The organism is Neobacillus cucumis (assembly GCF_023715505.1).
This window is the reverse complement of record NZ_JAMBOH010000007.1, coordinates 145,197-167,006: the sequence shown is the minus strand read 5'-3', so window position 1 is coordinate 167,006 and position 21,810 is coordinate 145,197. Positions and strand designations below refer to the sequence as shown.

Here is a 21,810-nt window from a genome sequence, read left to right as displayed (position 1 = left end):
AAGCTTACATTTATGAAAAGGGGGTGGTGCCACACTTATAGATTGTAAGGTGGTACCGACAAATAACGAGCTTCAACTAAATAACTACTATAGTGGGGGTAATCAAATGAAAAAGAGTTTTTCTATTACAGTTTTACTGTTACTTGTTTTAAGTGTTTTTCTTGCAGGGTGTGGCGGAAAAAAATCTACATCTGAACAAGCGAGCACGAAAAAGAATGAAAACTACTCAGAAACAGCTTCAGGACCATTAACGATCAATCCAAAGATTCCTGATTTAGCGGTACAAGATAAAGGGCCGAACGGAGAACAGGCCGTTTCAGCTAAGACATTGCAGCTTACGGAAGATGAGCTAAAGAAGATTAAAGAAGGTAATTATAAAGCGGCGATTGTTATGCACTACTCTGGTACTGACTATATGAATGCCGCAGTTGGTGCGATGAAGGATACATTTAAGAAGATGGGCATCAAGATCGTTGCTGTAACAGATGCACAGTTCAAAGCGGAAAAGCAAGTAAATGATATCGAAACCGTTTTAGCGAAAAAGCCGGACATTATGATTTCTGTTCCAGTTGATGCCGTATCTACCGCACCAGCTTATAAAAAGGTTGTTGCCCAAGGCGTAAAGTTAGTATTCATGGATGGTGCTGCACAAGGTTTAGTTGCAGGTAAAGATTACATCAGTATTGTGTCTGGTGACAACATGGGTAACGGAGCAACCGCAGCAGACATTATGGCTGAAAAACTTGGCGGAAAGGGTAAAGTCGGCATTGTGTATCACGATGTAAACTTCTTTGTAACCAAAAACCGTTCTGATGCTTTTGAAAAAAGAATCAAAGAAAAATATCCAAATATTGAGATTGTAGCAAAAAGTGGGATTACTGGTCCAAATCAGGCAGAAGAAGTAGCATCTGCTATGTTGACAAGACACCATGATATTGATGGTATCTTCGCTCCATGGGATGTACCGGCTGAAGGTGTTATGGCTGCAGCAAGAACGGCTGGCAGGGATGACCTAGTTGTTACAACAGTTGACTTAGGTACAAACGTAGCAATCTCTATTGCACAAGATGGAATTGTTAAAGGTCTTGGAGCACAGCTGCCATATGACCAAGGTGTGGCACAAGCGATCCTTGCCGGCTATGCCCTAATAGGAAAAGAAGCACCAGCGTATGTTGCTTCACCATCAATCAAAGTTACGAAAGAGAATGTATTAGATGAATGGAAGTTAATCTACGGAACAGAGGCTCCTGACACAGTAAAAAATGCGATGAAATAATTTTAAAAAAAGGATAGAGGCTGCTTTTGAAAGCAGCCTCTAACATAAAAAGAAGGTGAACTTGGATGGAACAACCGATTCTCGAAATGAGAGGTATTAATAAAGCTTTTAATGGGATTACCGTTTTAAACGATGTCCATTTTTCCGTCAAAAAAGGTGAAGTTCACGCCTTGATGGGGGGAAATGGTGCCGGGAAATCGACGTTAATGAAAATCCTCACAGGCGTATACTCTGCAGACAGCGGCGAGATTTTAATTGAAGGAAAACCGGTAAGCATTAAAAGTTATGATGATGCTCAAAAGAATAATATATCGATGATTTTCCAAGAGTTTAGTTTAATTCCTACCCTTACCGTCGCCCAAAACATCTATCTTACTCGTGAGAAGAAAACATCATTAGGGCTGCTCGATGATAAGGATTGTGAGAAGAAAACAGAAAAATTGCTTGAAGAATTAGGCGTAGATATTAGACCCAATGATGTAGTTCAAAATTTGGGGGTTGGCTATTGGCAGATGACGGAAATTGCCAAAGCACTTTCCCAAGAAGCAAAGATTCTGATTATGGATGAGCCAACCTCGTCCTTAACCAAAAATGAAACGGAAGTACTCTTTAGTTTTATTAACAAATTGAAAGCAAAAGGTTATTCCATCATCTATATTTCTCACCGGATGGATGAAATCTTTGAAATATGTGACCGAATCACGATTATGCGTGATGGCCGATATATCACAACAGAAAAATGCAGTGAAACCGATCTTGATACTGTAATTTCACATATAGTCGGTATGCAATTTGACCAAGCGTTTGAATGGAAAGAACGTTCCTACGCAACGGACGTGCCGCCCATTTTTGAAGTAAGAAACTTAAGTGCCGAACATGTCCAAGATATTAATCTAAAAATTCAGCCGGGTGAAATCGTTGGAATTGCCGGGTTAATGGGAAGCGGCCGGACGGAATTACTTCGAAATCTCTTTGGGATTGACCCAATTAAGAGTGGAGACATCTACATCAGTGGTCAAAAACAATCCATTAAGAATCCTAAGAATGCCATAGAAGCCGGACTTGCACTGATTCCGGAGGACCGCAGGATGCAAGGATTGGTCCTTGAACATAGTGTCAAGGATAATATGATTCTTCCAATTCTTTCGAAGGTGAAAAAAGGAGCTTTTATTGATAGTAAGAAATCCAATGAGATTAGTAATGAATTTGTAAGGAAGTTAAATATTAAAACGGATAATATTTTTAAAAAGGCCGGGTTGTTATCGGGCGGTAATCAGCAAAAAATCGTTCTAGCTAAATGGCTGGCGAACGACCCTACTGTCTTGATGTTAGATGAACCAACGATTGGTGTGGATATTGGTGCAAAAACGGAAATTGTGGAGATTATTAGAGCCATGGCCGAAAACGGCAAGGCAATCCTTGTGGTCTCCTCCGAACTCCCAGAACTGCTTGCTTTAAGTGACCGTGTGATCGTCATGCATGATGGGAAAATTAAAAAGGAAATGACCCGCAGGGAGATTAAATCAGAGGAGGAATTACAATATGCAATCCAAGGTTTCTAGTATTCAAAAGCCAGCAACTCCTTCATTGAAAGGATTCGAGTGGCGTAATTATATTGTCTATTTTGCCTTCGTGGGCGTATTAATCTATTTTTCTATCAGCTTAAGTGATGAAGGTTTCTTAACCTCAGGGAACTTATTAAACATTGTTAGACAAACAGCGACGATTTCTTTGATGGCGTTGGCAATGACATTTGTTATTAGTACAGGGGAGATTGACCTTTCTGTTGGTTCCATTGCGGCCCTTTCTTCTCTAGTCGGTGCATTAGCCATCCAAGCGGGTTATGGCATTATTGGTGGACTCATCGGCGGTGTAGGTACTGGACTTGTGGTTGGATTAATCAATGGTTTGCTAGTAACAAAAGTAGCGATTCCTTCTTTCTTAGTAACACTTGGAACAATGGGAGCTGTTAAAGGTGCTGCGATGTGGGTTACAGATACTGCTCCAGTTCCGATTGTAGACGCAAATTTCAATTTCATCTTTGGTTCAGGGGACATTGGGCCGATTCCAGTTCTACTTATTTGGACTCTAGTATTTACAGTGATTGCTCATATCTTACTTCGTAAAACATCTTTTGGCCGTCAGGTATTGGCGACAGGTGGTAACGAAAATGCGGCAAGATTCTCTGGCGTAAAGACAATGAAGATCAAGCTAATGGTATTCCTTGCAACTGGTTTAATGGCTGGTTTAGCTGGTCTCCTTTATGCAGGCCGTATGAATGCCGGACGTTTTTCCTTCGGTGAAGGGGATGAGCTTTCTGTTATTGCTGCGGTTATCCTTGGTGGGACAAGCTTGTTTGGCGGTGTAGGAACGATTATCGGAACGATTGTTGGTTCCTTAATGATTGGTACGATCAACAATGGTTTGATTATCATGGGTCTTGATGTCAGCCAGCAAATGATTATCAAAGGAATTATCATTATCTTGGCGGTGGCTTTCGGTAAGAAAGCGTTGAAGAGGTAATTTTTAATAGAGGTTTCCGCGGAATAATAGCAAAATTCTGCGGAATTCCCCCGGAAATTGACGGAATTAATGAGAAAAATGGCGGAATTTCCTCGGAAATTGGCGGAATTAATGATAAAAGCGGCGGGCGGAATGGCTCTATAAGGTCTATAAATTTGCATCCTTGAACAACACGATCAACTTTTGAACAGGAGGAAGAAATATGGAGAAGATTAAAGTTGGTATCATCGGTACTGGTTTTATCGGGCCGACTCACATAGAAGCCATTAGAAGGCTTGGTTTTGTAGAAGTAGCTGGTTTGGCGGAAACCAGTCAAGAAATGGCTGAAAAAAAGGCAGCTGAGCTTGGAATTCCGAAGGCCTTTGGTGATTACCGAGAAATGCTGAGAGACAGTGAAATCCAGGTAGTGCACAATTGCACACCAAATCATCTTCATTTTGCCATTAATAAAGAGATTATTTTAGCTGGAAAGCATGTTGTCTCAGAGAAACCACTGGCTATGAACAGTGATGAATCAGCAGAATTGTTGGAGTTAGCAGAAAAACAAGGCGTCATCCATGCGGTGAACTTTAATTACAGACAGCATGCGAGTGTGCAAAACTTAAAAGCGAAAATCACTGAAGGTGATCTTGGGAAAGTGAACTTGGTTCACGGAAGCTACTTGCAGGACTGGTTATTATATGAAACCGACTACAACTGGCGTTTGGCGCCGGAAGTAGGCGGAAAGTCACGCGCAGTAGCGGACATTGGTTCCCATTGGTGTGATACCGTCCAATTTGTAACAGGCAAAAGGATTGTCGAAGTTTTTGCCGATTTATCAACTGTTGTTCCAGTAAGAAAGAAACCGACAGGAAACGTAGCTACTTTTGGGGCACAGACGGCGGAAGATATGCAATATGAAGATGTACCAATTAATACAGAAGATTATGCATCTGTTCTTGTCCGGTTTGAAGATGGAGCACGAGGAGTCTTTACGGTATCTCAAGTCAGTGCGGGACGGAAAAATAGATTAAGCTTTGAGATTAATGGAAGTCAAGCTTCAATATTCTGGAACCAAGAAGAACCAGAGAAGCTATGGATCGGGCACCGGGATAAAGCAAATGAAGTTCTATTAGCGGATCCTGCGTTGTTTTCGCCGGAGGCAAGGTCTGCTATTCATCATCCTGGAGGGCATAATGAAGGCTGGCCAGATGCTTTGAAAAATATGATGTTGAATTTCTACTCGTTTGTTCGCGATGGCAAAAGCTTGAAAACAGACAAGTCTAATTTTGCGACATTTGCAGACGGGCACCTTTCGATGTGTATCACAGACGCAATCTTAGAAAGTAACCAGCAGCAGAAATGGGTGAAGGTTCAGGCTAGCAAGGAGGTACTTGCGTGAAATTAGGTGTATTTACCCCCTTGTATCAGAACCTGCCTTTTGAAGAAATGTTGGATAAACTGGCAGCCATGGGTGTGGAGGCCGTTGAATTGGGGACAGGGAATTATCCCGGCAATCATCACTGTAATCCGGATGAATTGCTTGAATCTCCTGAAAAAAGAAAATCATTCCTGAGAGCGCTTGGAACTAGGGGAATAACGATCAGCGGCTTAAGCTGCCACGGTAACCCGCTTCATCCAAATGTAAACATTGCTCAAGAGTCACATGACGTTTGGCGAAAAACGGTATTACTTTCAGAACTTTTGGAAATTCCTGTTATCAATGGCTTCTCCGGCTGTCCGGGTGATCATATCAGTGCAAAAAATCCAAACTGGGTTACATGCTCATGGCCTCCGGAATATTTAGAAGTGCTGAACTGGCAATGGAACGAAGTCGTTATTCCTTATTGGAAAGAGGAAGCAAAATTCGCGAAAGAGCATGGCATTCAGCAAATTGCTTTTGAAATGCACCCAGGTTTTGTCGTTTATAATCCTGAAACCTTACTGAAGTTAAGGGAACATGCAGGAGAAAACATTGGAGCAAACTTTGATCCGAGCCACCTCGTTTGGCAAGGAATTGACCCGGTCGAGGCGATAAAGAAGCTGGGCAGGGAAAATGCGATTTTCCATTTCCATGCGAAGGACACATATTTAGATCAAGCAAATATAAAGATTAATGGTGTTCTAGATACAAAGCATTATAGCCAAATTTTAGACCGCTCTTGGACATTTAGATCAGTCGGATACGGCTCGGACGAAAAAATGTGGAAAGACATAGTAAGTGCCCTTCAAGCGGTCGGATACGATTATGTCATTTCCATCGAACATGAAGATATGCTTGCTTCCACCGACGAGGGACTAAGCAAAGCTATTACTCTCTTAAAAGGGGCCATGTTCAAGGAGAAAATTACCGAGATGTGGTGGGCTTAATTTTTTGGAAGCATGGGGACGGTTCTCTTGCTTCCAAAGGGAGGGGCTGTTCCCTCCCGCAGCTCATTTCAAGGAAATATGATAGGATAATTGTTTTTCAAAATTAATGATGAATGATTGGAGGCAGTACAATGACAACAATGAATGCTGTATTTTTTCCAGGAGATAAAAAGGTAGAGATTCGCCAGGTTGAAATTCCAACGCCTGGCCAAGGGGAAGTATTAGTTCAGTTAAAAGCATCAGCGATCTGCAGAAGCGATATGAGCTTATATTATGGAACTTCCGTTTTTGAAGGAACAAAATGCGGATGCACGGTACCAGGGCATGAACCTGCAGGAGTTATCACGGAAGTAGGAGCTGGCGTTTCCAATTACAAAGCGGGTGACAGAGTTGCTGTTTACTTAGCTCTTGGCTGTGGTGAATGTGCACATTGTAAGAGCGGCTACAAAATGTTCTGTAAAGAATTTAAATGTATCGGCTTTGACTCTCACGGCGGTGACGCAGAGTACATGGTCGTTCCAGCTGAAAACTGTATGAGATTGCCAGATAGCATGAGTTTCGTAACGGCTGCTGTTTCAACTGACGCTGTTGGAACCCTTTACCACGCGCAAAAGAGATTGGGGATTTCAGGAAGAGACTACCTGGTTATTTTTGGAATGGGACCTATGGGCGGCGCTGGTGTGATGATCGCTAAAGGATTAGGCGCAACCGTTATTGCTGTTGATATGCTGGATGAGCGCTTGGAGCTTGCGAAGGAATTGGGTGCGGACTATACCATCAATGGTAAAACAATGAATGTTCAAGAAGAAATCGCTCGTATTACAAAGGGTCTTGGTGCAGATGCTGCGATTGATTGTTCCGGAAGCCCTTACGGTGAGAATGATGCATTAGATTGCGTGAGAGCACATGGACGTGTCGCTTTTATCGGCGAAAGTAAAGAGACAACAATCAAACCAAGTGCGCAATTAATTCGAAAACAGATTTCTGTAATGGGTTCTTGGTACTTCCCAATTCAAGAATTTGATGAAATTGCGGAGTTTATTGTTAGAAAGAATCTGCCTGTAGAAAAGTTGGTTACTCACCAATTTAAATTGGAAGAAGCGGAAACAGCTTTCCGTTTGTTTGACGAAAGAAAAACGGAAAAAGCTGTGTTTGTTTGGGAATAATCACATTGAATAACAAAAATTTGCTTTATGACTTAATTTTTGAGGAGGATCAAAAAATGAAACTTTCATTTAATACTTGGGTTTATAATTCTTTTCCATCCATGTTGCCCTTTTATCCATTAGAAGAAGTGATTAGTCGAATTGCTGCATTTGGATATGATGGAATTGAAATAGGTTGTGCGAGTCCGCATGCATGGCCTGATTATCTATCCACACAAAGACGTAAGGAAATTCTTCAGCATTTAAAAAGAAATAATCTTAATGTAGCTGCAATGCTTCCCGCACCTGGAGGAGGACCTGGAGTGAATCCAAGTTCAGCTTTGAAAGAAGAGCGTGAATTTACGATCAATCATTATAAGGAAGTCATTCGTTTAGCGCATGACTGGGAATGCCCAACTGTGATGTGGCTTGCCGGCTGGTTTGGTTTTGGTATGAACAAACAAGAAGCATGGAAGTATAGCCGCGAAGGTTTGCAAGATGTGGCAAAATATGCGAAAGACCTTGGAATCACATTAGTAGTTGAACCTCAAGCTGCTGATTGTAATTTAATTGAATCGGCAGATGATGCCCTGCAGTTGGCAGAAGAATCAGGTGAATCCAATGTGAAAGTGATGTTTGATACGTTCCATGCCCTATATCGTAATGAAGTACCGAGTGATTATGTTTATAAAATGAAAGATAAGTTGCATCATGTTCATATTTCGGATGACGATCGTTTACCGCCTGGACAAGGAACGGTAAATTGGGATTCCGTATTAAAAGCATTAAAGGAAATCGATTACAAGGGCTACCTCTCAATGGAAATTGGATTTGGTACTAGAAAAGCAGATCCTGATTGGTATGCAAAAACATCCATTGATTACTTGACAGAAAAGTTAAAAGGAATTGGATGTAAGTAATAACCTAATTGAAAAAAGCATTATCCGGGCGAATGCAGTACGTTTAAATGCCACTGGTTCGCCCAGTTAATCTATTCAAAAGGGCTAATAATAAGAATAAGTGTTTTTCCCCTCTTTTAAGTGAATTTAAAACCAAAATTGTAATCGATTATATAATCACCGAGAAAAGCAGTAAAAAATTAATTAACGGAAAATTGTAATCGATTACATTAAGTGAGAGGATGTGATACATAAAAACGATAAAAATACTTCAGTATTTCTATCAATGGATTAAAAGTTACAACGATGAAAAGGGGGCAAGTCATGAAAAAGTTACTAAGTGTTTTTACTATGATTCTATTTATCACTAGCGTCGCACTTGTCGGCTGCGGCAAGGATAGCACAACTAGCAGCACAAGCAAAGAGACAGAGAACACAAAAACAGAAGAAACAACCGCAAGTTCAGGCCCAATAACGATTAATCAAGATATACCCGATCAGGAAATTTTAAGTAAAGGTCCTAGTGGAGAATCCGCTGTTTCAGCAAAAACATTGCAGCTTACTGAAGAAGAGGTGCAAAAAATCAAAGAAGGCAAATACAAAGCGGCCATTGTCATGCACTATGCTGGTAATGACTGGGCAACAGCACAAATCAATGGCTTAAAAGCAACCTTTGCAAAGATGGGAATTAAAGTCGTAGCTGTAACTGATGCCCAGTTCAAGGCTGAGAAACAAGTATCCGACATCGAAACAGTTTTAGCTAAAAAGCCGGATATTATCGTGGGGATACCAGTAGACCCTGTTTCAACTGCATCCGCTTTTAAGAAAGCGGCAGATGCAGGAGTCAAAGTCGTGTTCATGGATAATAAACCAAAAGGATTAGAAGCCGGCAAGGATTATGTGAGCGTTGTATCTGCAGACAACTATGGCAATGGTGTTCAAGCAGCTGAAATCATGGCGAAACAGCTTGGTGGAAAAGGGAAGATCGGCGTAATCTATCATGATGCTGATTACTTTGTGACCAAACAGCGTACAGAAGCCTTTGAAAAAACAATAAAAGAAAAATATCCAAAAATTAAAATCGTTGAACGCGGCGGTATCATTGGCCCTAACGATGGAGAGAAAGTAGCATCAGGTATGCTGACCAAAAATCGTGACCTTGATGGAATGTTTGTCGTTTGGGACGTTCCAGCTGAAGGTGCATTGGCAGCAGCACGAACGGCAGGAAAGAAAGATTTTGTCATTACGACAATTGATTTAGGGACAAACGTTGCTTTAGACATTGCATCAAATGGTTTGATTAAAGGTCTAGGTGCTCAGCTGCCATATGACCAGGGGATTTCAGAAGCGATTTTAGCTGGTTATTCTTTACTTGGTAAGGAAGCACCTGCCTATGTAGCTGTTCCAGCTTTAAATGTAACGAAAGAAAATGTATTAGATGCATGGAAACTTGTTTACCACCAAGAGGCACCTAAGTCCATCCAAGGGGCAGCTAAATAATAAAAACACTATTATTATCTAAATCTATTATTGGGGGTTACTATGAAAAAACTTACTTTACTAATCGTAACGATACTCTTAATTAGCAGTTTGGCTCTTATTGGGTGTGGAAAACAAAGTTCAACTGCTTCAGGTAAGCAAAAAGAAGCATCAGTAAAAGTTACCTATCCTCTTACCATTAACCCTGAAATACCAAGCAATCAGAAAATTTTAAGTACAGGTCCAAATGGAGAAACAGCCACACCTGCAGCAACTTTGCAATTGTCTGAAGAGGACGTAAAGAAAATTAAAGAAGGTAAATTCAAAGCCGCTATTTCCATGCACTATGCAGGAAATGATTTCTCAACTGCCATCATCAATGGTGTAAAAGACACTTTTGAAAAAATGGGCATCAAAGTTGTGGCCGTTACGGATGCCCAATTCAAGCCTGAAAAACAAATTTCAGATATCGAAACCATCATGGCTAAAAAGCCAGATGTTATCGTAGCTCTGCCGGTTGATCCTGTTGCTACTGCTCCCGCTTTTAAAAAGGCTGCGGAAGCCGGTGTAAAACTAGTCTTCATGGATAACGTACCAAAAGGGTTCAAAGCTGGAAAAGATTATGTCAGCGTTGTTTCATCAGATAACTATGGAAACGGTATCTTTGCCGGTGAAATTATGGGTGATGAACTAAAAGGAAAAGGGAAAATCGGTGTTATTTTCCACGATGTTAATTTCTTTGTAAATAACCAACGTAAAGAAGCATTTGAGAAAACCATTAAAGAAAAATATCCAAATATTAAAATTGTTGCCCATGGTGGAATTATCACTCCTAACGATGCTGAAAAAGTAGCCTCAGGTATGTTAACAAAACACAAAGATTTAGATGGGATTTTTGCGATTTGGGATGTACCAGCGGAAGGAACACTTGCTGCAGCTCGTACAGCAGGGAAAAATGATTTAGTTATCACTACAGTTGATTTAGGAACGAACGTGGCGCTTCAAATTGCTTCTGGAGGGAATGTAAAAGGTCTTGGAGCACAGTTACCATATGAAAACGGAGCTGCGCAAGCTCTTGTTGCCGGATATTCATTACTTGGCAAACAATTAGATCCATACTATGTTGTTCCATCGATGAAAGTTACAAAGGAAAACGTCTTAAAGGTTTGGAAAATGGCTTATCGTCAAGATGCCCCAGAAGTTATTCAAAAGGCAGCAAAATAGTCATCGCTTAACCAGTCAGAAAAGAGATTACAAACTTCCTAGAAAAGAAGTTAAATAGTGGCCGCTTTTACATGCGGCCCCTATTTAAAATCCAGAGGAAGTGTACATAGACAAAATAGTGATAAGGAGATGTTCAAATGATTAAGTACTCTTACAACACGCTAGTATATGCAGGAGAAGATATTGAAACTAGTATTGCTAGACTCGCTAAATATGGTTATAACGGTGTGGAATTTGTAGGCGAGCCAGAGCAAATGGATACAGACCGCATTAAAGGATTATTGGAAAAATATAATATTGAAGCTTCCACTATTTGTGCCATTTATAACGCTGAAAGAGATTTAGTTTCTAGTAAAGAAAATATTAGAAGAAATGCAGTCGAGTATTTAAAAAGCTGCGTTGATTTTGCCAGCAAAATCGGTGCAAAAGGAATCTCCCTGACTCCAACTGCTTGTATGAAAATTTATGGAGAGGCGGATCGAGAAACAGAATTGAAATGGGCTGAGGAAGGAATACGGGAAGCTGGTATTTTTGCGGGAGAACATGGGGTTTGTTTAACGGTAGAAGCATGGAACCGTTATGAAAACTATCTAATCAATCGATTGGAGCAAGCACTTGAGCTGGTCAATCGTGTGAATCTTCCAAGCGTAGGTGTGATGGGTGATACCTATCATATGAATATTGAAGAAGTCGATATTGCCGACACAATCAGAATGGTTGGAGATAAATTATATCACCTTCACATCGCTGATAGTAATCGAGCGGCACCAGGCCGTGGTCATATCGATTTTGAGCCAATCGCTCAGGCTTTACGTGATATTAACTATAGCGGTTATTTAACGATGGAGCTATTGCCTCCGTTTGCCGATCCTTTTAATGGCACTAGATGCGAAGAGTTTTATGATCAATACACTAAAGAGTCAATTACTTTCCTAAAAAACCTTTTTAAGGAGGAAAAATAAAATGGCACAAGAAACAGTAGTAAACAATGAAAATTTAGAAGCAGGGTTTGATCAAAAAGTAATGAAAGCTGCTGTGTTATATGGTAAAGAGGATTTAAGATTAGAAGAAGTACCAGTTCCTGAACTTGGGGATAAAGATGTATTGATAAAAGTAAAGTATACAGCAGTATGTGGTACTGACCCGCACATTTATGAAGGGCGTTTTCCTGCAAAGCTTCCACTTATCTTAGGTCATGAATTTTCCGGTGAAGTGGCAAAGGTTGGTTCTAAAGTGAGCTTTGTACAGCCAGGAGACCGCGTGACAGCAGATATCAATATTGCTTGTGGTACATGCTATTACTGCCGCCATGGTCAAAAATTGCATTGTGAAAAAATTACTCAATTAGGGGTACACATTAACGGAGCATTTGCTGAATTTGTAAGAGTTCCAGAGAGTAATATTCATAAGTTGCCAGATTCTATGTCTTGGATCCATGGAGCCTATATTGAGCCATTAGCATGTGCAATCAGCGGTCAGGATAAAGTTAATGTCCAATACGGTGAAACAGTCGCGATTATTGGCGGAGGTCCAATGGGTATCGCTCATGCCTTACTTGCAAAATTGAAAGGTGCTAGTAAAGTAATCCTTTCCGAACTAAATCCTGCGAGAATTGAATCAGCTAAAAATATTGGTGTTGATTATGTCATCAATGCAGGTGAAGAAGACCCGGTAGAAGCTGTTAAAAGATTAACAGACGGACGCGGTGCTGACGTTGTTATTGAAGCGGTAGGTTCTGCCTATACTTACGCGCAAACGTTTAAATTAGTGAGAAAAGGCGGAAAAATACTGGTATTTGGAGCAGCCCCTGCAGATGTAACAATTCCTGTAAGTCCATTTGAAATTTACAGCCGTGAATTAACCATTGTTTCCTCCTATGCAGGAACATATGATACCTTCTCTAAAGCGATTGATTTAATTGCAAGCAAGCGTTTTGATCCAACTCCAATCTTCACAAATCATTTTGAATTTGCAGATGTGAAACACGGAATTGAAACGGCAGAGCATAATAAGGATATCCTTAAAACTGTAGTTAAAATCTCAGATTAATATACAGGTAGACAGAGTTCTCGACGGTTTGTATGGGAACTCTGATTTTTTCATTATCTAAGAGGTGAATTCAATGTTCAAATATAGTGCCACACAATGGATATTCGGAAATGAAAGTTTAGAAGATAGCTTAAAAAGGTTGAAGAAATATGGTTATCAAGGAGTCGAAATCGCTGGCGAGCCGTATACCATTGATATTAAGGAAACGAAAGAACTCTTAAAAAAGTATGAACTTGAATGCAGTTCTATTTGTGGAATTTTTACCCCTGAAAGGGATCTTTCCTCATCAAACGACGAAATTAGAAAAAAGGCAGTCGAATATGTGAAAAGGTCGGTTGATTTAGCGAAGACTTTACACGCATCAACCCTAATTGTCGTTCCTACTTGTGTTGGTAAACTTAGCCCAGAAACGACGCTTGAGGAAGAATGGAATAATGCCATTCAAAGTGTGAAAGAGGCGGGGCTGTATGCAAAGGAACAAGGAATCACCATAGCCATTGAAGCATTAAATCGTTATGAAACCTACTTAGTTAATAACCTCACCTTAGCCTTACGTTTTGTGGAGGAAGTGAATGTAGAAGGTGTAGGGATTATGGCGGATCTGTTCCACATGAGCATAGAGGAACGAGATATGAGGGATTCGATAATGAAGATTTCACGTTATCTTGCCCATGTCCACATCGCTGATAATACAAGGGAGGCAGCTGGACTAGGACAAACGAATTTTGCACCAGTGATTTCCCTGCTTAAAGAACTTGGTTATAAGGGTTATATTACGATGGAGTTCCTACCTGCCGTGTCAAATCCTTATGTGGCTTCAGGCCTTCAAGGGGAAGCTAATGTTTTTGATGACTTCACAAAGCAATCTATTAAACATATGAAGGAAATTGTTGAGGCACTATCATAAAAGATATTAAGTATAAAAGGTGGAATTTATAGATGATTATTATTCATGCGTACTTTAAAGTGGAACCACAACAACGTCAAGTATTCCTGGATCAGGCTAACCTAGTAGCGGAACGATCTCAAGCAGAAGAAGGTAATATTAGTTATGAATATTTTGAAAATCCAAAACAGCCTAATACCTTTGTATTTGTGGAAAAGTGGAAGGATCAAGCGACGATTGGTGTTCACGAAGCGACCGCCCATTTTCAAACCTTCGTTAATATCGTCCCTGGACTATTAAGTGAACCAATCCAAGTACAACTTTTCGATGTAAGCGAAATAAAAGGTGCCTAACTCTTAGTAGCTGTCCTTGCGTTATTAGTAACGAAAGAAAATGTATTAGATACATGGTAATTAAAATCACCAAAAATCTATTCAAGGTGCCGTAAAATAAACAACCAGCTGTAATAATAAAGAGGCTCGATTTCTAGAGCCTCTTTTACTGTAAAAGCTCCTTATTTATCAAATAAAGCAGTCGGAGTGTACCTTTGGTCAAAAATGGATTACTTAGAATGCTATTTATAATGAAAGGGGACATACGGCGTGAGAAAATCTTCAGTCCTAATAAATACTCCCCGGTTTATCAATATTAAAGGAATAAAAGAAATCAGTCCAAATTGGATTAAAAAACATTCCGATCCTAATTATACAGAGATTGTGTATATTCAACAGGGGTGTGGAGAGTTTATCTTTGAAGAAAAACCTTTTATCGGACAAGAAGGAGACCTTATATTTATTCCCCCATTTAGTCATATCGAAGGTAAATCTTGTACAGACAATCCTCTCAAAGGGATTTATATCTGTGTTTCGAATCTGCATATTAATGGTAATGATAAAGGTTGTTTAACCCATTCTAATGATCTTCCTATTATTCATTTGCAAGATGAAAAAAAGGAGATTGATAACTACTTAAAAGATATTTTAAGGGAATATCGGACGAAACATGCTGGATATCAAGACGTTATCTCTTCAATATTACAAGCGGTTATTATTAAAATTACTCGTCTCTTGAAAGATTCCGATCATCATTCCTTTTCTCCAGTCTGCCTTGAGGTAAAGAAATATATAGAAGAAAATTTTAGACAAGAGCTGACATTAAACGATTTAGCTAATCTAGTTTATGTAAGCCCCTACCATTTAGCTCATGTTTTCAAGGAAGAAATGGGAGTGCCTCCCATACAATACATGATTTATTGCCGTATAGAAGAAGCAAAACGATTACTTAAGCAATCTAATCTATCTGTAAGAGAAATCGCATCTATCATTGGTTATGAGAATCCAAATTATTTTAATCTTCTATTTAAAAAATTAACAGGTAACCCGCCAGGTAAATACAGAAGGATTATTACATCTAGTTCTGATTTTTCCAAAAGTAAAGGGAAAACTAACACTTGATGTAATGGATTACATCTATTTGAATTTCTTCTGTCTGTAAAACTTATTTCTCGCAGCTAGTCTTTCCATACCAATGGAGAGGCTATTTTTGTTTCATGAAAAAATGCAGCTTTTACTTAGAAAGCGTTAACAATAATATGTATTTTTATTCGCAATTTTATTAATTTTCTATTATTTATATTCCCTGTACTATAGAAAATGTAGTAATAATTATTGTTTCATCGAAAGGGGAAAAGAAAAACATGAGCACAAAGAAAACATTTGACTACAAAGGAGAACCAGTCCAACATGCGAAAGCTATCGTAAACGGAGTTAGGTTACACTACATGATCGCAGGTCAAGGCGAACCGCTCCTACTACTTCATGGTGTTCCTAAAACATCTTTCTTTTATCACAAGCTGGTACCCATCCTATCCCAGTACTATACAGTAGTTGTTCCTGATGTCAGGGGTTTTGGAGATTCGGCCAAACCTGCACTAGGCTATGAAATGGAAAATATCGCTAAAGACTGTGTTGAGCTGATGGAGCATCTTGGGTTCGAAAGTTTCTTTCTTCATGGTGAAGATTGGGGAGCTGCATTTGCTTATGCAATAGCTGCCTCTTATCCAAAGAAGGTCAAAAAGCTGAGCTATTGCGAAATGCTGCTTCCTGGCTATGGTCTGGAGGATTGGGCTTACCTCACTAAGGAGAATGTCAATTCAACCCACTGGTTGTGGCATATCGTATTCTTCCATGTTCCTGGTTTTCCAGAGTTTCTGATTGCTGGCAAGGAGAGGGAGTTCTGGGGGAATTGGTCAAAGGGAGAATGTAATGATCCGACCGCACTTGATGATGATGTTGTAGATGAGATAGTCCGTTGCAGCTCTGGTCCTGAAGGATTGCGCCCAATTTTCGAAGTTTATCGCAGGACTTTCGAAAATATGGAATATACAAAAAGAATGAGTGAAAAGAAATTGGAAATGCCTGTCATGGCTATCGGAAGCAAACACTTTATTGCTGAGGAAGTACATCGCCAGATGCAGCGTGTGTCTGATGATGTTACCTGCAAAATCCTTGATTGCGGGCATAGTCTCTCATTGGAACGTCCACAGGAGTTGGCAGATATGCTCCTAGAATTCATGACCTCTCATGAAGTTGTAACTAATTAAAACAAGAATGCACCATGATCCTCCCAACAACTACTATAAAAGTGATGGATCATGGTGCATTTAAACTTGATAAAGGGGGTACTAGGGTGAGGAACTTTAGGTTCAAGAAATTTAACATTACTTTATTATCTTTACTATTGACAATATCATTGGTTGCCTGTTCGGGCAATAAAAATACAGCATCTTCAGGTGCTTCGGACTCCAAAGGTGGATTCCATGAATTAACGAAAGATGACGTACAGGATATATCAAAGGACCTGGGAACTGCTGTTTATAAAGATAAAACCATGGCAGAGGGAATCACTGGCGTGACCTATGATAAAATCCAACTTTCTGATGAAGATATTGCAAAAATCAAAGCGATGAATTTAAAAGTAGCGGTTGAATTTGGTGCAAATGGCGATACGTATAAATGGATGAATGCTGGTATTGAAGAGGCAGCCAAAAAGTTTGGAATCACTATTAAAGATACCTGGTATGCGACAGATCAAAAAACCGAAAACCAACTCGCAGATTATCAGAAAATTCTGCCAGTTACAGAAAAATATGATGCTTTGTTTACGCTGCCAATGGATGCTGCATCTCAGAGTAGAGTGCTGTTGCAGATTCAGAAGAAAATCCCGGTTGCTTACATGAGTACTGCACCTTATGGTGTTGACTGGAAAGACAAGAACTTCGTCGGTGTTGCGGATGTTGATGCTTATAAGGCAGGTCAAATGACTGCAAAAGCTGCGGTTAAGCTTCTTGGAAAGACTGATGGGAGCATCGGTACGGTTGGCTTTGTCAACGGACATAATGGCTCTCTTTTAACCTGTCAGTTAAGGTACAATGGTTGGGACAACGTCTTGAAAAATTACCCAGACATTAAGGTTCATAAGGCATGGTATTCTGCTCCGGATGATACGGCTGGTGTAACCCGCAGTCTTCTGTCTAAAAATCCTGATATTAAGGTTCTTTTGGTTGACTGGTCCAATCCGGCTGGCAATCAGGCCCTTCAGGTTGTAAAAGAAATGGGATATACAAAAGATGACATTCGTGTGATCTTCATTGATCTTGATGATACAACTGCTGTTCCAATGGCTAGTGAAATAAATGGCATGGCCAATGCTCTTGTTGCCCAGCCTTGGTACAATGTTGGCAGAGACTCTGTTTATCAGTACGTTTATAAATTACTATATCCTGATAAAACTCCTGGCTTTATCGCTTCAACACCTGAGCCGATTGCGACTCATTTCAATATTAAATCCGTTTATAAAAAGTCAGTTCCTTCAAGCTATAAAATTCCAAAGGATATTACAAGCCTGACTGATCAATGGTAATTATCAAATCAAATAATAAATGAGGCAAATGGAGGGTGGCATAAATGAAACTAATTGTCACCCTCTAATAAATATATTGATAGATCCATATTTATCAAAAAACTACTTTCATGGATTAAAAGTATTCGAGGAATCCATTTTATTTAAAACAGATTAATTCTAATAAACACAAGTCTGGGGGCCAATTATGAATTCAACAGATACCTTCGAAAATTTAGAGTTGATAAAATTAGAAAATATTTCCAAACGTTTTGGAACGATGCAAGTACTTGACAATGTTTCATTTTGTTTACACAAGGGCGAAATAATGGCTCTAGCTGGGCATAACGGTGCAGGAAAAAGTGTGTTATGTAAAATTATGGGCGGTTTCATTCCTTCCGATTCTGGTCAGATTTTTTTTGAAAATAAAGAGGCCCTCTTGCATTCTCCTAGAGATGCATATGAAAAAGGCTATTATGTTATACCTCAGGAAATTACAATTTCAAAACAGTTGAGTGTTTCTGATAATATTTTTATCGGAAGGAATGATTATTCTTCAAAAGCTGGGCTCGTACATGATGAAAGCAATAATCAAAAAGCCAGGCTGTTGATGAAAGAATATTTTAATGTTGATATTGACCCCAAAACCAAAGCGGGGACGCTTGACTCTGTAACTCAGAGGTTAATTCAAATTGTCAGATGTCTTGATGCAGGAGCAAAGGTCATTGTATTTGATGAAACGACGGCGGGGTTGGCTCAACATGAACGTATTGAATTGTTTAAAATAATTCGTGACCTGGCCAAACGGGGAATTGGTATTATATTTATTTCTCATATTATCTCTGAAATGATGGAATTGACAGATACTGTGACCATATTGAGAGCAGGAAAACTTATTACCGTTGCTAAAACTAGTGAATTGACATCAGAAGCACTAATAGACTTAATAGTCGGTAAACATGTAACTATCAACCAAGTGGATAAAGCAACTCCGTCTAGTGATGTTATTTATTCCGTAACCAATGTAACTACTAAGAATAATAGTCTTAGAAATATTTCCTTCGATTTGAAAAAGGGTGAAATTGTTGGGATATATGGTCTTCGAAACCAGGGCCAAGCTCTATTAATGGAGACAATTTTTGGTGCATACAATCTGATAAAAAGTGGTGAAATAAGGTATAAAAATAAAAAAATATCGATTAAATCCCCGGTCGATTCCCTGAAAAATGGCATTGTTTATTTACCCAACCGAGGTGAAAAGACAGTGTTCAAGCAAAAGTCAATCTTGGAAAATTTCATTTTGTTAAAACAAAATTTCCACAAATCAAGTTTTATTCTTAATCAGAAGAATGACCAATCGTTTGCAACTGAAATGGTAAAGGACTACAATGTGCGCGGAATTTCTTCTTTTAAAGATAAGATACATCAATTGAGCGGGGGGAATATTCAAAAGGTTCTTGTTAGTAGATGCATGTCAATTGATCCGGATCTACTAATCGTTTATGAACCAACAGAAGGGATTGATATCGGATCTAAAGAGGAAATCAAGGAAACTCTTCTCCAAAAGGCTAGGCTTGGCACTTCTATCATCATAGTCACTTCTGAGATCGATGATATCATTGAAGTTTGTAATAGAGCGATTATATTGAGAAACGGACAAATTACTAATGAAGTTGATGCCTGCGAGGAAAATCGCAATTTGATTATCGAACTTAGTGTCGGTTAGGGGGAATATTAATGTACGGTTTAAAAAAACAAATGAATCGGATCACAGGATCGCAAGCTTTATTATTGATAATTAGTATTTTGGTCGCTGTTATCATTTTTTCTATTGCCTCACCTGGTTTTCTGGCATTTTCTTCATTTACTACAATTATTGAAACCGTAGCAATCATTATGATCTTATCTTTTGGGCAGACTTTTATGTTAACTGCTGGTGAATGGGACATATCCGTTGGTTCGTTACTATCAGTTCCAACGGTCGTTATTGCGGTCCTGCTTCAGAGCCAATTTTCAATGCTGTCAGCTTCAATCATCGGGTTTCTCATTACCGTTTTACTCTGTCTCATCAGTGCTGTCCTGACTGTTATAGTGAAAATCCCGAGTTTCATCGCTACATTAGGTGTGAATGGTATCGCAATGGGATTATCCCGAATCATCGCGAATAACAACCCAATCAAAGTGGAAGATAAAGCATTGTTGAATATTTTTGGTGGTCAAATAAATTTTGGTCCATATATGATTCCTGTCGTTATTATGTGGATTGCTATCATGTTTTTTGCTGCAATCATTCTTATGAACAGAACTCAAATAGGGAGAAACATCCAGTGTGTAGGGGATAATCGTAATGCAGCCATTCTTTATGGTATTAATGTAAATAAAACCATCATCATTACTTTCATTATAAACGCAGTTTTTATTTTTTTTGCGGCAATGATAATGGTATCAAGGTCTACCTTTGCAACGCCTGGTGAGGGTGAATCGTATACACTGAGTGCGATTGTTGCTGCTATTATAGGTGGTACATCCATCCAGGGAGGTAAAGGTAGTATTAAGGGAGCATTCCTAGGAGCCTTTTTTGTCGGTTGTATATCCTATGGCCTTTTCAGACTTTCAGTCAATGCCTGGACTGGGGGTATTATTGCAGGTATTGTTATAATCATTGTTTTATCTATCAGTAGTTTGAACCAGAAACGAAAGTTTGAGATGGAAAGATCCTGAAGTACGAAAAGGAGGAACTTGAGTTTATGACGGAAAACAACTTGCCTGATCAAAAAAGTATCATTCGAATCGTATTTTCAAAGAATAATGTGGTCTTAATAAGCACTATTGTCATTTTTTTACTATTTTCAATATTTGCAGATGGCTTTTTTTCTACAAGAAATATCGTTTCTATATTAAGATCAATGTCAATTATTGCAGTAATTGGGTTTGGTCTGACCTTTATACTGACTATGGGTGAAATTGATTTAAGTATAGCTAGTGTACCTGCCTTGGCAGGATGTATGATTCCATTTCTATTAAATATAGGCTTAAATCCATATTTGATTATCCTGATTGCTTTGATTACAGGACTTTGCGTTGGCATCATCAGTGGATTAATCGTATCTTATACGGATTTGCCAGGTATCATTATCACCATGGCCATATCAATGATTGTCTCGGGTATAGCCTATATTATTTCAGATCAGACTACAAAAGTTGTATCTAACGAACAGATACTTTCAGTTATTAGTGGTTCTTTAGGTCTCTTTCCTTTGATGGCCGTTTGGATGATTGTTTTCCTGTTTATTAGTTATTTTATTCTACATAAAACGAAATTTGGACGTAATATCAGTTTTGTTGGTGAGAATAAAAATGCTGCATTCTTTTCAGGAATAAAAATCAAAACTGCATACATTATTACTTTTGGATTGGCTGGATTATTTTCAGGAGCAGGTGGAATATTGGGTGTTGGATTGGCATCTAATGCATCACCCATGATGATTACCAATTCAATGATGACAGTTATTGCCGCGGTTGTGTTGGGTGGTACATCACTAACCGGAGGAAGAGGCAATATTATCGGTACGTTACTCGGCGCTTTTTTCCTAACATTGATTTCAAATGGATTCTTAATTCTGGGGATTGATCAATGGATCCTTTATTTAGTGAATGGTATTACAATTATCAGTGTATTGATAATTGGTTACCTTGAAGGAGGCAGTCTTTTTAGGAAAAATATGAAAAATTTAGTATTCAAAAAAAAATTTGGTGGAATACCGTCAACACAAAGTGAACAGCATCATAGATCTTCAAATTAATATTCTTTAAGTAAGTTCCAATCATTCTGGTAAAAGAAATTGCAGCTATAATCCGAAACGAAAATCCAAATTATTTCGATCTAACTCACAGGGAACAGCTTGGCAAGTTCAAAAAAATGAAAACAAAATAATCTGAATTTTATAAGTTTAAAAGGAAAGATTAGAGCATTTATATTTTAAATGAGTTAATTTCATAATTGTTTTTATGAATTATTGGGGACTACTTTTTTTTTCATGTCCTGATACCCTAGGGGGGAGTGTCAAAAGTTTTATGGTT

General features: G+C 39.0%; 19 protein-coding genes. All 19 read left to right on the top strand.

Features of this window, described 5'->3' with window-relative positions:
• The first annotated feature begins 106 nt into the window (after positions 1-106).
• The 19 genes from M3226_RS12795 (at position 107) to M3226_RS12705 (ending at position 21,533) form a co-directional block, all read left to right on the top strand.
• The gene (locus M3226_RS12795) at positions 107-1,276 is read left to right on the top strand and encodes a substrate-binding domain-containing protein (protein ID WP_251565901.1); all 1,170 of its coding nucleotides are present in this window, start codon (positions 107-109) and stop codon (positions 1,274-1,276) included.
• A gap of 65 nt (positions 1,277-1,341) precedes the next feature.
• Positions 1,342-2,838, top strand: a complete 1,497-nt coding sequence (locus M3226_RS12790) for a sugar ABC transporter ATP-binding protein (protein ID WP_251565899.1) — start codon at positions 1,342-1,344, stop codon at positions 2,836-2,838.
• Positions 2,819-3,799, top strand: coding sequence for an ABC transporter permease (locus M3226_RS12785; RefSeq protein WP_251565897.1), 981 nt, complete (start codon positions 2,819-2,821; stop codon positions 3,797-3,799). The genes M3226_RS12790 and M3226_RS12785 overlap by 20 nt, the downstream gene beginning before the upstream one ends.
• 202 nt (positions 3,800-4,001) lie before the next feature.
• Entirely contained in the window at positions 4,002-5,180 is a 1,179-nt protein-coding gene (locus M3226_RS12780) for a Gfo/Idh/MocA family protein (RefSeq protein ID WP_251565895.1), read from the top strand.
• Positions 5,177-6,148 carry a sugar phosphate isomerase/epimerase family protein gene (locus M3226_RS12775; protein WP_251565893.1) on the top strand — a complete coding sequence of 324 codons (972 nt, stop codon included), beginning with the start codon at positions 5,177-5,179 and terminating at the stop codon, positions 6,146-6,148. The genes M3226_RS12780 and M3226_RS12775 overlap by 4 nt, the downstream gene beginning before the upstream one ends.
• Positions 6,149-6,279: 131 nt before the next feature.
• A complete protein-coding gene (locus M3226_RS12770; RefSeq protein ID WP_251565891.1) occupies positions 6,280-7,314 on the top strand; it encodes a zinc-dependent alcohol dehydrogenase family protein in 1,035 nt (344 codons plus the stop codon).
• 56 nt (positions 7,315-7,370) lie between these two features.
• Positions 7,371-8,213, top strand: a complete 843-nt coding sequence (locus M3226_RS12765; RefSeq protein ID WP_026565962.1) for a sugar phosphate isomerase/epimerase family protein — start codon at positions 7,371-7,373, stop codon at positions 8,211-8,213.
• A 303-nt stretch (positions 8,214-8,516) separates the two neighbouring features.
• A complete protein-coding gene (locus tag M3226_RS12760) occupies positions 8,517-9,692 on the top strand; it encodes a substrate-binding domain-containing protein (RefSeq protein ID WP_251565888.1) in 1,176 nt (391 codons plus the stop codon).
• A 42-nt stretch (positions 9,693-9,734) separates the two neighbouring features.
• A complete protein-coding gene (locus M3226_RS12755) occupies positions 9,735-10,895 on the top strand; it encodes a substrate-binding domain-containing protein (RefSeq protein WP_251565886.1) in 1,161 nt (386 codons plus the stop codon).
• Positions 10,896-11,032: 137 nt separating this feature from the next.
• Complete coding sequence (locus tag M3226_RS12750; protein ID WP_251565885.1) at positions 11,033-11,857, top strand: sugar phosphate isomerase/epimerase family protein; 825 nt, start codon at positions 11,033-11,035, stop codon at positions 11,855-11,857.
• A 1-nt stretch (position 11,858) separates the two neighbouring features.
• Positions 11,859-12,944, top strand: coding sequence for a zinc-dependent alcohol dehydrogenase (locus tag M3226_RS12745; RefSeq protein WP_251565882.1), 1,086 nt, complete (start codon positions 11,859-11,861; stop codon positions 12,942-12,944).
• 73 nt (positions 12,945-13,017) lie between these two features.
• Positions 13,018-13,851 (top strand): sugar phosphate isomerase/epimerase family protein, encoded by an 834-nt coding sequence (locus M3226_RS12740; RefSeq protein ID WP_251565880.1) that lies wholly within the window; start codon positions 13,018-13,020, stop codon positions 13,849-13,851.
• A 32-nt stretch (positions 13,852-13,883) separates the two neighbouring features.
• A complete protein-coding gene (locus tag M3226_RS12735) occupies positions 13,884-14,183 on the top strand; it encodes a putative quinol monooxygenase (protein WP_251565878.1) in 300 nt (99 codons plus the stop codon).
• Positions 14,184-14,432: 249 nt separating this feature from the next.
• Entirely contained in the window at positions 14,433-15,284 is an 852-nt protein-coding gene (locus M3226_RS32490) for an AraC family transcriptional regulator (RefSeq protein ID WP_251565876.1), read from the top strand.
• Between the two features lie 242 nt (positions 15,285-15,526).
• Complete coding sequence (locus M3226_RS12725; protein WP_251565875.1) at positions 15,527-16,432, top strand: alpha/beta fold hydrolase; 906 nt, start codon at positions 15,527-15,529, stop codon at positions 16,430-16,432.
• A gap of 86 nt (positions 16,433-16,518) precedes the next feature.
• Positions 16,519-17,751 carry a substrate-binding domain-containing protein gene (locus M3226_RS12720; RefSeq protein ID WP_251565873.1) on the top strand — a complete coding sequence of 411 codons (1,233 nt, stop codon included), beginning with the start codon at positions 16,519-16,521 and terminating at the stop codon, positions 17,749-17,751.
• 187 nt (positions 17,752-17,938) lie between these two features.
• Positions 17,939-19,456 carry a sugar ABC transporter ATP-binding protein gene (locus M3226_RS12715; protein ID WP_251565871.1) on the top strand — a complete coding sequence of 506 codons (1,518 nt, stop codon included), beginning with the start codon at positions 17,939-17,941 and terminating at the stop codon, positions 19,454-19,456.
• A gap of 11 nt (positions 19,457-19,467) precedes the next feature.
• Positions 19,468-20,451 (top strand): ABC transporter permease, encoded by a 984-nt coding sequence (locus M3226_RS12710; protein WP_251565869.1) that lies wholly within the window; start codon positions 19,468-19,470, stop codon positions 20,449-20,451.
• A 26-nt stretch (positions 20,452-20,477) separates the two neighbouring features.
• On the top strand, positions 20,478-21,533 hold the full coding sequence (locus tag M3226_RS12705; RefSeq protein WP_251565867.1) for an ABC transporter permease: 1,056 nt from the start codon (positions 20,478-20,480) through the stop codon (positions 21,531-21,533).
• Positions 21,534-21,810: the final 277 nt, after the last annotated feature.